General features: G+C 42.1%; 9 protein-coding genes and 1 other annotated feature. Of the genes, 4 read left to right on the top strand and 5 right to left on the bottom strand.

Annotated features, from left to right (window positions below; all coding sequences use genetic code 11):
* Position 1: 1 nt before the first annotated feature.
* Positions 2–634 carry a GNAT family N-acetyltransferase gene (locus tag JOD21_RS08065; RefSeq protein ID WP_204729108.1) on the bottom strand — a complete coding sequence of 211 codons (633 nt, stop codon included), beginning with the start codon at positions 632–634 and terminating at the stop codon, positions 2–4.
* Between the two features lie 244 nt (positions 635–878).
* Between JOD21_RS08065 and acsA the strand changes: the two genes are divergently transcribed.
* Positions 879–2597, top strand: coding sequence for an acetate--CoA ligase (acsA, locus tag JOD21_RS08060; RefSeq protein WP_204729107.1), 1719 nt, complete (start codon positions 879–881; stop codon positions 2595–2597).
* A 71-nt stretch (positions 2598–2668) separates the two neighbouring features.
* Here acsA and JOD21_RS08055 read toward each other — a convergent pair whose 3' ends face one another.
* Entirely contained in the window at positions 2669–5656 is a 2988-nt protein-coding gene (locus JOD21_RS08055) for a transglycosylase domain-containing protein (protein WP_204729106.1), read from the bottom strand.
* Positions 5657–5802: 146 nt separating this feature from the next.
* Positions 5803–6014 (top strand) — a binding site (T-box leader).
* A 61-nt stretch (positions 6015–6075) separates the two neighbouring features.
* On the opposite strand from JOD21_RS08055, the gene tyrS reads away from it, so the two are divergent.
* Positions 6076–7338 (top strand): tyrosine--tRNA ligase, encoded by a 1263-nt coding sequence (gene tyrS / locus JOD21_RS08050; RefSeq protein WP_204729105.1) that lies wholly within the window; start codon positions 6076–6078, stop codon positions 7336–7338.
* 76 nt (positions 7339–7414) lie between these two features.
* Here the strand turns inward: tyrS and JOD21_RS19315 are convergent, their stop codons facing one another.
* Positions 7415–7615 (bottom strand): PF20097 family protein, encoded by a 201-nt coding sequence (locus JOD21_RS19315; RefSeq protein ID WP_239581498.1) that lies wholly within the window; start codon positions 7613–7615, stop codon positions 7415–7417.
* Positions 7616–7779: 164 nt separating this feature from the next.
* Between JOD21_RS19315 and JOD21_RS08045 the strand changes: the two genes are divergently transcribed.
* On the top strand, positions 7780–9300 hold the full coding sequence (locus JOD21_RS08045) for an FAD-dependent oxidoreductase (protein WP_204729104.1): 1521 nt from the start codon (positions 7780–7782) through the stop codon (positions 9298–9300).
* 328 nt (positions 9301–9628) lie between these two features.
* Here the strand turns inward: JOD21_RS08045 and JOD21_RS08040 are convergent, their stop codons facing one another.
* Entirely contained in the window at positions 9629–10795 is a 1167-nt protein-coding gene (locus JOD21_RS08040; protein WP_204729103.1) for a DUF4317 domain-containing protein, read from the bottom strand.
* 148 nt (positions 10796–10943) lie between these two features.
* Complete coding sequence (gene rpsD / locus JOD21_RS08035) at positions 10944–11546, bottom strand: 30S ribosomal protein S4 (protein ID WP_041122919.1); 603 nt, start codon at positions 11544–11546, stop codon at positions 10944–10946.
* A gap of 391 nt (positions 11547–11937) precedes the next feature.
* Between rpsD and JOD21_RS08030 the strand changes: the two genes are divergently transcribed.
* The gene (locus JOD21_RS08030) at positions 11938–13794 is read left to right on the top strand and encodes a sensor domain-containing diguanylate cyclase (protein ID WP_204729102.1); all 1857 of its coding nucleotides are present in this window, start codon (positions 11938–11940) and stop codon (positions 13792–13794) included.
* Positions 13795–13887: the final 93 nt, after the last annotated feature.

Genomic DNA, 13887 nt, shown 5'->3' with positions numbered 1-13887 from the left:
CCTAGTACATAAATCGATTCATAAATCTGAGCTGATCGAACTTCTGTATTGATTCAGGGTCAATCCGGCTGCCAATACGCGCCATGAGACAATTTGCAGGATGGGAACTGATTTCAGGATCGTCAGTCGCATAGTATTCAAGTCCGCCTGCATTCATCATTTTTTCCATCACTTTCCGGTAATCCCACACATTCAGGCCGGTTCCTTTCAGGTCCCAGTGCCAGTAATACTCAGTGGTAATCACAATATAGTCTTCCATTGCATCATCCATCATTGAAACGCGCAGCAGATTTTTACCAACTGAAGCCCCTCTGTATTTAGGAATCACTTCAATCGCACCCAACTCAATCAGATTATCCATCTTTCCCTGAGACCAGCGTTCAAGGGGATCAGGATAAAGGTAGGTTACATATCCTACGATCGTATTATGTTCTCTTGCGATGATAATTCTGCCTTCAGGGAGCCCTGCTATTTCAATCAGCGCTTTATGCTGCTGATCAGGTATTCTGAAAGCAACAAGATCCTCGTGAAACTCCATCGATGCAAGCTGCTCTTTTGATACAGGACCTTCAATCATAATGGTACCTTTAGCTGTTTTCAGTTCTTTGGCATTATAAAGTTTTGGATGGTCCATTTACTGTCACCTACATTTCATAGTAATCCTACTATACAGCATACCTTAATTATAAAAGCGCTTTCAACAAAAACGGGAATTGAATATTGTTTATGACTTTATTATTGTTGTCCGGTGATTTCCGCTGCAGAGGGAGGATTTCTGAAGGACGTATAAAAAGCGTTAGATGGAATATTAAAAAAATTGAGATAATATTGGAAGTGTACTATACTGTAAAAGAACTTGTACATAGGGGGAAGATAATATGAAATTGGAAGCGCTACCAGCAGTTAAAGGGGATTACAATCTTCAAAACTATGAATCTGCAGTTGAATCATTCGACTGGAGTGAGGTAGAAAAAGAATTTTCATGGCATCATACCGGTAAGATTAATATGGCATATGAAGCAATCGACCGCCATGCTGAAGGGGATAAAAAGAACAAAATTGCTCTGTATTACAGAGATGCAAACCGAAATGAAAAATATACATTCAGAGAAATGAAAGAAATGACGAATAAAGCAGCGAACGTGCTGAAAAGTCAGGCAGATATTGAAAAAGGGGACCGCGTGTTTATTTTTATGCCGAGGTCACCTGAACTGTATTTTGCCTTGCTTGGCGCTTTAAAAATCGGTGCGATTGTGGGTCCGCTTTTTGAAGCATTTATGGAAGGAGCAGTCAGAGACCGTCTGGAAGACAGTGATGCTAAAGCGATTATTACGACACCTGAACTTCTTGAACGAATCCCTGTTGATGAACTGCCAAGCTTAAAGCATGTCATTGTTGTCGGCGAAGATGTAAAAGAAGATGAGACATATATTGATTTTACCAAACACTTTAATCAGGCTGACCGTTCATTTGATATTGAATGGCTCGAAAAAGATGACGGGCTAATCCTGCATTATACGTCCGGTTCTACAGGGAAACCTAAAGGAGTTTTACACGTTCAGCGTGCAATGATGCAGCATTATCAGACTGCAAAATGGGTGCTTGATCTGAAGGAAAATGATATTTACTGGTGTACAGCAGACCCGGGCTGGGTGACAGGTACATCATACGGGATATTCGGACCTTGGCTGACAGGCACAACCTCTGTGATCGTTGGGGGAAGATTCAGTCCGGAAGCATGGTATCAGACACTTGAGGATTATGAAGTGACAGTATGGTACAGTGCACCGACAGCATTCCGTATGCTGATGGGTGCAGGTGACGAGCTGGTGAAGAAATATAATCTTTCGAATCTGAGACATGTGTTAAGTGTAGGGGAACCACTGAACCCTGAAGTTGTCAGATGGGGAATGAAAGTATTCAATCATCGTATTCATGATACATGGTGGATGACTGAAACAGGTGCACAGATGATCTGTAACTATCCGGCGATGGAGATCAGACCGGGCTCTATGGGTAAACCGATTCCAGGGGTTGAAGCAGCGATTGTAGACGACCAGGGGAATGAACTTCCGGCAAACCGTATGGGTAATCTTGCCTTGAAAAAGGGCTGGCCTTCAATGATGCATACAATCTGGAACAACAAAGAAAAGTATGAATCTTATTTTATGCCGGGTGACTGGTATGTGTCAGGGGATTCTGCTTATCAGGATGAAGACGGGTACTTCTGGTTCCAGGGACGGATTGATGATGTCATTATGACGTCAGGTGAACGAGTCGGTCCATTCGAAGTGGAAAGTAAACTTGTAGAGCATCCTGCAATTGCTGAAGCAGGGGTCATCGGTAAACCGGACCCGGTTCGCGGCGAGATCATTAAAGCATTCATTGCACTGAGAGAAGGTTATGAAGCAAGTGATGAACTGAAAGAAGAGATCAGACAGCATGTTAAAAAAGGACTGTCAGCACACGCTGCACCAAGAGAAATTGAGTTTAAGGATAAGCTTCCGAAGACACGGAGCGGTAAAATTATGAGACGTGTCTTGAAAGCATGGGAGCTGGACCTGCCAACTGGTGACTTATCTACAATGGAAGACTGATCAGAAAAAGCCTCCGGCAATTTGCCGGAGGCTTTAACTTTGATGGCGCTGTATATAACAGCTCCGTTTTTTTATTCACCGTCACCTGGTGGCTGTTCGTCACCAGGTGGTTCTTCTTCAGCCGGAGGCTCTTCCTCAGCCGGCGGTTCTTCCTCAGCTGGCGGTTCTTCTTCAGCTGGAGGCTCTTCCTCAGCCGGAGGCTCTTCCTCGGCAGGTGGCTCTTCTTCAGCTGGCGGTTCTTCTGGAGGAGGTGTACTACCACCACCTGCACTACCACCACCGCTGTCTGCATTATCTGCAGGCTCTTCGGGTTCTGTTACTTCCGGAGCCGGCTCAGCTCCGATTCGTACTACATTCGATCTTGCAGATTCCTTACCTGCTACATCCACTGCCACAACCTGATAGGTGCCGGCAGGGAGTGTAACTGATCTCGAATCATCAAATTGTCTGATTGCAGCAACACTATTGCCTGAGTACACGCGGTATCCAACAACATCACCGCTGCCTGATCCGCTCCAGCTGACCGTACTGCCGGAAGCACTCGCTGATACACCAGCAGGACTGGCGCCGTCATCATTTAATGTGTTGTCTGCCACAAGCATATTATCAAAGAATCGATTATCTTCAGGGAAAAGCTTTGAAGCATCTCCTCCATATGGGAATAACATCTGTTCAGCAAAGTCAGGGCTTAAGATCGCACCTGTTGATGAGAACTCAGCAGGAGTTGAATCAAGCGCAATATAACGCTGTCCATTTCTGACTACATATCTTGATGTTTCAAGACCTGCATCTTCTCCTGATGGGCTCCATGCAGTTGTAAACAGATCTGATGTGACAAGACCTGCACCGGCACATGCCTGACCTGCAGGAAGACCTGTAAATGTACAGAACGATCGGGTTACAACACCTTCAGGCTGCTGGAATGTGTATTCCGGATCAATTAATTCCGTTCTTAACTCATTGACCCTATTCATCATATTAGCCCACAGATTAATTGCGCGGACTGAACTCTGATATCTTAATTCTTTTGGCGTATCGTAGCCAAGCCATAATCCAAATGTGATTTCAGGGTTTGAAGCAATAAACCAGTTATCTTTTGTATCCTGAGATGTTCCTGATTTACCTGCCCAGTCAGTTGAAAAGTTCAGATACCCTGGTGCACTCCGTCCTGAACCGATTGATGTGAGCGTATCCCGCATCATATCAATTGTGACATAGGAAGCAGCCGCAGAGAACATTTCCTTAGGTGCCTGCTCGTGTTCAAACACAACGTTTCCATCACGGTCCAGAATTTTTTCAATCATATACGGCTCATTGTACTGGCCGTAATTTGCGATTGCTGCATACGCTGATACATTTTCTTCAACACTGATTCCTTTTTCCATTCCTCCAAGAGAGAAGGCAGGATAACTGTATTCCACATCTTTAATTTCTTGTGGGTCAATGACTTCAAGGAATTCACCTGGATTATAACCGCTTTGAAGCATTCTGCCATATAGTCTCGCAGCGGAAAGGTTATGTGAAGCAGCAAGTGCTGTTCTTGCAGGAATTAATCCATATTCTCTGTAAGAAACATAGTTCAGCGGCTCCCAGCCATTATAATTAAACTTGACGTCGGCTAATGGAGATCCTGCACCGATCAATCCATATTGCACAGCTGGAGCATATACTGCTAAAGGTTTTATCGTCGAACCGCTCGATCTGAATGACTGAGTCGCGTGATTCAAACTCATTCTTTCGTGATCGCGTCCGCCAGTGAAGCTGATGATTCTACCTGTATCATTATCCATTAATACTGCTCCAACCTGTTCCTGCTGCATCACAGGAACAAAAGCACCGGCTTCCGTATCCCACTTTTCACCTTCTCGTTCTTCATCAAAACGTTCATAGCTGTTCTTTACTTCTTCCATTGCATCATAGACTTCTTTATCGATTGTAGAGTGAATCTGATATCCGCTCTGACGCATATCACGTGCTGCCAGAAGAGAATATTTTTCAATTAATGTTTCACTTGCATCGACCTGATCACGCGAATAGCCGTCTTTTTCCGCAAGTACATAGGTTAAAATCTCTTCAGCACGTCTTTCAACTTCCTCGGTTACATAAGGATAACGCTCAAGAGCACCTGACGTTGGCGCAACGAAATCCTGTGTTAAATCATAAGCAACTGCTTCATCATGTTCCGCCTGCGTAATGGCTCCGTCTCGCAGCATTCTGGAGAGAACTTCTTCTTTACGGTCTCTCCCTGGCTGAAGACCTTCATCTGACTTCAATTCACCATTGTTCGTAAAAGGTGTATATCCAAATGGGGCCTGTGGGAGCCCTGCGATGAAAGCGGCTTGTGGAAGCGTCAATTCGCTGGCGTTTACCCCGAATAGTCCCTGAGCTGCTGTCTGAACGCCTGCGATATTTCTGCCTGAAGCATTACGACCCATATCAGCTACGTTCAAATAAGCTTCTAGAATTTCATCTTTTTTAAAAAATCTTTCTACACGGAGCGCCAGTAAAATTTCTTTTGCTTTCCGGTCAAAAGATACTTCATTGGTGAGCACCTGATTTTTAATCAGCTGCTGTGTTAACGTACTGCCTCCGGTCTGGTTGGCAGCATTTGTTACTTCCTGAAATATTGCACGCATGATTGCTTTAGGGACTACCCCATCATGCTCCATAAAATATTCGTCTTCCGTGGCAATTACTGCATCAATCAGCATTGGTGAAACATCTTCCAAAGCGACCTCTTCTCTTTCAAGGTCTGTCCGGATCTTACCGAGATATACTTCATTTGCAAAATATAAATCAGATGTTTCAGTATAATTATAAATATTTTGCGCCAATGTCTCCTGTGACTTAACCTCTTCATCTTTTACGAGAGAAGCAAAATACCCTGCACCGACACCTCCGGCAAAAGCGGCACCTATTACAATAAAGATCATTAAGATTAATAATAAGTTCCAGAAAACCTGATAAGATGTGTGCAGCTTCCGTGGCAATCCGATCCGGCTGGAGGTTTCGCTCCATTTTCTGAACCGGTCACGGAATGATTTATTTTGGTCTGACAATATAGATCATCCTCCTTGCAGCATCTTAAAGATTATAACATATTTTATACAGTTGAAATGTAAATTTAAAGAGATTACGAGAGTACAGTAAAGTCTTGACAAAAGAAAATTAATTATGCTAAAACTATCTTTATTAAAACGTATATGAAAATGCACAGAAGAGAACGGAGTAGAGACACTGATCGTAACAGTCAGAGAAGCGGTGGTTGCTGAAAACCGCTACGTCAGGGGATCGAATTACATTCTTGGAGCAGTTTTTCTTTAGCAGGAAAAACCGGAGAGATCCGATATATCATTGAGTGAGGGAGAGTTGACTCTTCTTAAGCCGGGTGGTACCACGCATAAAAGCGTCCCTGCATTGATTGCAAGGGATATTTTTTATGCGTTTTTTTGTACGTGATATTAAAGGAGGAATCATAATGGATTTATTACAGGATTTACAGTGGCGGGGAATTATCTACCAGCAGACAGATGAAGCAGGAATGAAAGAGTTACTTGAAAAAGAATCGGTATCGCTATACTGCGGTGCAGACCCGACAGCTGACAGTCTTCATATCGGTCATCTGCTGCCGTTTCTGACAATGAAAAGATTTCAGGAACATGGACATCGTCCGGTAGTTCTTGTAGGCGGTGCAACAGGTCAAATTGGTGATCCGAGCGGTAAAAAGGAAGAGCGGCAGCTGCAGACGCGTGAACAGGTTGAATACAATGTACAGGCGATTAAAAAACAGCTTGAGACGTTATATACAGCTGAAGGTGACAATAAAGCAATTATGGTTAACAACCTGGACTGGATCGGACAGATTGATATGATTACTTTCCTTCGTGATTACGGGAAGCATATCGGCGTTAACTATATGCTGGCGAAAGATACGATTTCATCACGTCTGGAAACGGGTATTTCATACACAGAATTCACATATACGATTCTTCAGGCCATGGACTTTAACCACCTGTATCAGGAATTCAACTGTAAATTGCAGATTGGCGGAAGTGATCAGTGGGGGAATATCACAACAGGTCTTGAACTGATCCGTAAAATGAATGATGAAGAGGCAAAAGCATTCGGTATGACCATTCCGCTTGTGACAAAAGCAGATGGTACCAAATTTGGAAAAACTGAAGGCGGCGCAATCTGGCTTGATCCGGAAAAAACGTCTCCATATGAGTTTTACCAGTTCTGGATTAACACAACAGACGCAGATGTAGTGAAATACCTGAAATTCTTTACATTCCTTGATAAAGAAACAATTGAAGGACTGGAAAAAGCAGTTGAAGAAGAGCCGCACCTTCGTGCAGCTCAAAAAGCACTTGCTGAAGAAATGACAGGAATGATTCACGGTAATGAAGCACTTGATCAGGCTAAAAGAATCACAGCAGCTTTATTCAGTGGCGATCTGAAGTCGTTGAGCAGTGCTGAGATCCGTGAAGGCTTCAAAGATGTTCCGACTCATCAGGTTAAAGACGGCGAGTCGATCAATCTTGTAGACGTGCTTGTGGATGCCAAAATCTCATCTTCAAAACGCCAGGCGCGTGAGGATGTAACGAATGGTGCAGTATACATTAATGGTGAAAGGGTGAAGGATCTCAACTTCGACCTTGACGCTTCAGTAAGACTCGACAACGAATTTACCATTGTCCGCCGCGGTAAGAAAAAGTACTTCATGATTCAGTACGCTTAAGCACGTCAAAATGTTCGTACTAAATCCCATACAAGAAGAGCATCGAATTGATTCATTCGCGATTCGATGCTCTTTTTTATTTATGTTTAAACATCACCAAATGACACGCTTCACATTTTAATGCCGGGGTTTTCTTAAGTTTAAACCATGCGTCCTTAATGAGCACTTCACTTCCATCCTCAGCCCACGCTGATTCACCTGATTCTGACCAGGAAATTCTTCTGGATGAAACGATATATCCGTTCTTTAACGGTTGATTACATTCAGGACAACTCATGGAATCATTCATCAGAACGATCAACACCTTTCCTTATTTACGCATTTGATATTTCCATGTTAAATGAAGGAGGCTGAATTTTCCATTATCTTGTCATTTCGTTTGTTTAAAATAGACAGTGGTAGGAAATGTTAATAGTATTGCGCGAAGGAGGTTTTTTCAAAATGGGTGAATCATTTATCGACCAATATATTATTAATCAGTCTTACTGGCTTGAAGACGGGGTGCCGGATGCTGAAAAGCTGACCGGCAGCCATGAGACCGATATTCTGATTGCAGGCGCCGGTATTGCTGGTATTACAGCTGGACTGCTGCTTGTTAAAGAAGGATTTAAAGTGACAATTGCTGACGCCAATCGAGTGTTTCAGGGAACAACCGGCTATACAACTGCAAAAGTAACAGCGCAGCACGGAATGGTTTACGATCAGTTTCTGTCTCAGCACGGTAAAGAAAAATCAAAGCTCTATTATGAAGCTAATACAGAAGCGATGAATTGGATGAAACAGCAGATTAATGAATACGAGATTGACTGCGATTTCAGCATTCAGGAAGCAGGTCTTTACACAACCAGCCAGCCGGAGCAGCTTGAGAAAGAGTGGAAGGCTTATCAGGAACTTGGAATTGACGGCGAGTTCACTGATCAAATGCCATATGATGTGGGAGCTTCTGCCGTGTTAAAAATGCCAAATCAATTTCAGTTTCACCCGGTGAAATATTTAAAGGCGTTATTGAATGAATATCTCAAACTTGGCGGAAAGATTTATGAGAAAACGCGGTTGCTCGATGCTGATGAACATAGTAATGGTGTAGAAGTGAAGACTGAAGATGGACATGTTATCAGAGCAAAAAAATTGATTGCAGCCACTCATTTTCCTTTTGTTGATTTTAAAGGCCTCTATTTCTCAAGGCTTAAACCGGAGCGGTCTTATACCTCAGCAGCCATAGTGGAAAAATCATTTGCAGATGGGATGTATATCAGTGCAGAGAATCCGACAAAATCAATCAGAACGACGCCATATCAAGACGGGAAAAAGCTTTTGATAATTGGTGGTGAGGGGCATAAAACCGGTCAGAATGATATTGAAGGAAGCAGATACGAGCGACTTGAGTCATTTGCTAAAGCAAAATTCGGCGTGAGTGATTTTAAGTACAGATGGTCCTCTCAGGATTTATATACAGTCAGCGGTATTCCATATGCAGGTCTGGTTACAGGTCACCATGATCACATTTATATTGCGACAGGCTTCAGAAAGTGGGGGATGACCGGCGGAACAGCAGCTGCTCATATCATCAAAGATTTAATCACCCACAAACATAACCGTTTTCAAAATCTGTTTGATCCATCAGCCCATGATGTATCATCTTCAATCGGAACATTTGTCAGTGAAAATGCCAATGTTGGAGCTGAGCTTGTTAAAGGGAAACTGAAGAGCCCGGGCAAATCTGAAGAGGATATTTTAAGTGGTGAAGGCGGCATTATTAAAGATCAAAGCGGGAAGACAGGCGCTTACCGTGATGGGGAAGGAAAACTTCATAAAGTTGATATTACATGTACACATATGGGGTGTGAATGTGCATGGAATCAGGACGACCGTTCATGGGACTGCCCATGCCACGGTTCACGATTCGCCTTTGACGGCGCTGTACTTGAAGGGCCGGCTGTTACTCCTTTGAAAAAGAAATAGTGAAATTTGGTTCGATCATGAGTTTGTTAAATAAGCTGGCAAAAAATTGACCGGTTCATTTACGTTTCAGACGTAGGCTTTCCGGACGGTGGTCGCTGAGCCTCCTCACCTTCGGTTGCGGGGTCTCAGCTGTCCCACTAATCGTCCCGGAGTCCAGGCCTTCCACTTCAATGAACCTAAGTTATTAATAAAAAGTTTTGTAGTTGAAGAGGCAGTTGCCAATGAATAAAATAGGCGAACTGTCTATTATATTTAATGATTGGTTGAAAAAATGAGATCATAATTAAAAACGGTTGAATATATGACTTAGTATTTATTCAATGCTTTTTCATGAACCTTCACCAAACGCCTCAGGCAGCATTTTAAAACCATCAATCTCTGCATCTTCCTCAATCTCAATCATAATGCAGCGTTTCCCTTTGTAATTAACCTGCCTGACATACTGGAGATCCTGAGGGCTGATTGAAATGTTAGCAATCATTGTCTGGATCTTGATGGACTTCGTCTTGAATTTTGGCACAATACTGCCTGCTTTTAACTCATACGCCTCATTATCTGTAATCAGCTGAAAAGCTTCCTTCACTTTATCAGTCTCCACCTGCTGTCCGCTGTTTGTTAATACGCGCTCAACATCTTTATAGTCGAGCTTAGGCGGCTCATCTTCTTCATTTTCCTCAATTGTTGTATGAATTTCACTATATACTTTTGCAAGTGTGGAAGGGGAGAGCTGGTCACCGACAACGCTCTTAATCACTTCTTCAAAGACAGCCTTATCTTCCTGTGCAGTCATGATATCCTCACCATTCAGCACTTCTTCAATAAAATGAAAGTCCGGCTCATTTGCTTTTGGTGCCGCATACAGTACGTGGTTGACGTCGGATGCATGGTTTGTAATACAAGGAAACAGGAATCCTGTCATTGGATTTTTCAGGTCAATAACCGGATCTACCTCTACTTTATATTTAAATTCTTTTTCAATATAATCAAACTGTATTTCTTTTTTCGGTTCTTCCGTTTTATTGATTGCACATAGTGTAAACGGATGGGAGTAAACAGTGTCCCGGCTGCTTTCTTCTGATTCTTCGCTTCTTTTTCTTGTCGGCTTCATATATTCGCCTCTGATAAAAGTGATCACAATATCTTTTTCAAACGGATTTTGAATCATTTTTTCAGTCATCGTCAGCATCTGTTCCTGCCAGTCTTCACCTTCACTGAGAAGTCCTTTATGTAAAATCAGCTGACTGCTGTTTTCAGCATCGCGCTTAAATTTCAATTCAAATAGTTTTTCATTCATCTGGCCGGTCAGTACTTTTTTGAAATTTTTCATGAAAAGTTCCTGCTGGTCGCTATCGAGCATTTCAAAAGGCTGTCTTTCAGCATGATAAATTTCGGTGGATTCTTTCATGATATATACGTTAAAGATATCAGAAATTCTGAGAAGATCATTATCAGTCTTCAATTGATTACGAATACCGGCTACATCTTTCTTTTCCAAGTGAATCACTCCTGTTAATGGCAAATTTCTGTTCGGCCTCAATTATCTTATCATACACAGTGTGCAAAATCAGACATAAGAAAAGCCTCTGAAATGTCGATTAAACATTTCAGAGGCTTTTTTGATGTTAATCTCAAGCATTCTAAGATTAACGAGAGTAGAATTCTACGATTAGTGCTTCGTTGATATCAGCAGCTAGTTCGTTACGCTCAGGGAAACGAGTGAATGTACCTTCAAGCTTGTCAGCATCGAATGATACATACTCAGGCGTGAAGCTGTTAAGCTCGATTGCTTCCTGAACAATGTTAAGCTTCTGTGATTTTTCACGAAGGCTGATTGATTGTCCTGGCTTTACGCTGTATGACGGGATGTCAACGCGTGAACCATCAACAAGAATGTGTCCGTGGTTTACAAGCTGACGCGCCTGACGACGAGTACGTGCAAGACCAAGACGGTATACAAGGTTATCAAGACGAGTTTCAAGAAGAATCATGAAGTTATCGCCGTGACGTCCAGGTAATTTACCTGCTTTATCGAATAGGTTACGGAACTGACGCTCAGTTACGCCATAAGTGTGACGAAGCTTCTGCTTCTCCTGAAGCTGAAGACCATATTCAGATAGTTTTTTACGCTGAGTAGGACCGTGTGGACCCGGAGCGTAAGGACGCTTTTCTAATTCTTTTCCAGTGCCGCTTAGTGATACACCAAGACGACGAGACAGTTTCCAAGATGGACCTGTATAACGAGCCATAATTTGACTCCTCCTTGTGTTTTTATTTTGTTGTAAAATAAAAACCATGTGATAAACCATCAATCCCCATTTTGTTATCTTGCACCATCGCCCTGCAGCAGGGGTTACACGATGCACCTGTATACAACAGGAACAAAATGAGCAATTCATGTGTTCACAAAAGGCTGCATTATTTTACACAAAGAACATCATACAATTTATAAAACTTTTTGTCAACTTCTTTCAAGGAATTGTGAAGAAACCCGCTGCACTTTTTGGTGAAAAGTCTGTTTTAAAAGTCAAAATGAAACTATAGTATTCAACAGGAATTGTGCTATAATTAATATTTGTAAATATCTGAAAAATACATAAACAAGTAGTAATATTATACCAAAGAGACGAAGGTGAAAAGATGGATTCGCTGAAACCATTTATGGACCGCTTTAAAGCCGGTGTATTTGATATTCTGGCGCACTCTATGTCAGGGGAAATTTCAATTAGGTCTTGGTATCGTCAATTGTCAATTCTGTTAAAAGAACATTTTGATGTGGAAGAAACCTTCTATTTATATATGGAAGGCGATGGTCTGCATGAATATATTGAAAAGCAGCCTGGACGGCCTATCGGCGGTCAGCGGCTGATCGAGCATATTGGTAATGAACCATACATGATTATGGACCGGGATGAATGGATGCTGAAACAGGGAGATATTTTAATTCCCTGCTTCGAAAGGTCTGAATTAATGGGTTTCATTGCAGTCCGGGCTCTTCCTGAAGCTGAGTGGGTAAAGAATCCGGTTATGATTTCAGTACTTGCATGCGATACATCAGTCCTTTATCAGAATGTCCGGAGAATGCTTGTAACAGCTACAGAACGAAAGAGATATCATGAATTGTTCGAGGTGACAGAGGCATTCAATTCCCATATGAATGTTTCCGAAGTGCTTGCAAAAATTATTCACTCTTTAAAAAATACGTTTCCTTATTACACTTTCACGCTCATTCTTTCAGATGATCAGGGAGTGGAGAAAGGTCTGCCAATTGAATATATTGATTATCAGACGAGTAATGAGGCACTGATGCATGCATTTGTTTCCTCAGAAATTACAATTGATGAGCGGGACGATCATTCTGCTATGTACTCTCCTTTAAAAGGTAAGCAGGGGGTTTACGGGCTTTTAAAAACGGAAGGGTCGATCAACAAAGCGCTGAAGAAGCATGAGATTGAATTTATCAAGGTGTTATCAACCACTGCCGGGAACGCACTGGAGAATGCAAAGCTGTATGAGCAATCCAGACAGCTGATTGATGATCTGAAGCTGATTAATGACTTGTCTCATGAATTAAATGCAAACCTGAATTTAAATGAAATGATGGGTTACCTGGCGAATCAGATCAAAAAAGCGCTTAAACCGGATCAGACAGGATTCGTTTGGGTTGAAGGTGATGAGTGGAAAACTGTTGAAGGCAGTTCTGCTTTTTTTGAGACTGTAGAAGGTAAAGTCTATATAGAGAATGTTAAACAGCAACTTTTCGACGGTACCGATGCCGTCTATATGTCTGATTGTGATCTTGAAGCAGGGTATCGCTCACTTATTGCAGTACCAATGGTTCATCACAAGCAGCTGAAGGGATTCTGTGTTGTGCTGCATAAGGACTCGTATGCTTTTTCATTTGAAATGTATAAATTATTTAAATCAATTGTTCACCATTCGGCATTGGCATTAGTTAATGCAATGCTCCGGGTTGAAATGCAGGAAATGATCAACCGTGATCATATGACCGGCTTGTATGCACGTCACTATCTGGATCAGTTTGTAGAAGAGTCAATAAAGCGCGATGAAAAAGGTGTATTCATCTTAATTGATATTGATAACTTCAAAAAGGTCAATGATACGTATGGTCATCAGGTAGGTGATCAGGTCATTATTCAACTGGCGGGACAACTGCGTCTGCTTGAGAAGGAAAATAGCGTTGGGGCAAGATGGGGAGGAGAAGAGCTGGCTCTGTATTTCAGTAATATGTCTTTAAAAGAAGGTGTAGCGCTGACTGAAAAGCTGAGACAGTCTGTTCAGGAAACCACTGACCCATCAGTCACGATCTCATGCGGCGTATCAAACTGGAGCCGCAGTAAGCCTGATCTGATGATTAACCTTGTCAGACGGGCCGATGTTGCATTATATCAGGCGAAAAATTCAGGTAAAAATCAGGTCGTGTGGTTAAATGGTGATGCTGAAAAACTGGATCATCCAAAAGTTAAAATAAACTGATTAGTTGATCGCATACTGACTAAAGGAAGCAGCGTATTTACACAATTGTGTAATAGCTGCTTTTTTTCATATTGGCTATCATATTGAAATTTA

The organism is Jeotgalibacillus terrae (genome assembly GCF_016908195.1).
GTDB lineage: Bacteria > Bacillota > Bacilli > Bacillales > Jeotgalibacillaceae > Jeotgalibacillus > Jeotgalibacillus terrae.
This window is presented reverse-complemented; position numbering and strand designations above follow the sequence as displayed.

Bases quoted from the DNA above. Each gene is read 5' to 3' on its own strand.
- JOD21_RS08065 (WP_204729108.1), bottom strand. From the start codon at position 634: ATGGACCATCCAAAACTTTATAATGCCAAAGAACTGAAAACAGCTAAA.
- acsA (WP_204729107.1), top strand. From the start codon at position 879: ATGAAATTGGAAGCGCTACCAGCAGTTAAAGGGGATTACAATCTTCAA.
- tyrS (WP_204729105.1), top strand. From the start codon at position 6,076: ATGGATTTATTACAGGATTTACAGTGGCGGGGAATTATCTACCAGCAG.
- JOD21_RS19315 (WP_239581498.1), bottom strand. From the start codon at position 7,615: ATGAGTTGTCCTGAATGTAATCAACCGTTAAAGAACGGATATATCGTT.
- JOD21_RS08045 (WP_204729104.1), top strand. From the start codon at position 7,780: ATGGGTGAATCATTTATCGACCAATATATTATTAATCAGTCTTACTGG.
- rpsD (WP_041122919.1), bottom strand. From the start codon at position 11,546: ATGGCTCGTTATACAGGTCCATCTTGGAAACTGTCTCGTCGTCTTGGT.
- JOD21_RS08030 (WP_204729102.1), top strand. From the start codon at position 11,938: ATGGATTCGCTGAAACCATTTATGGACCGCTTTAAAGCCGGTGTATTT.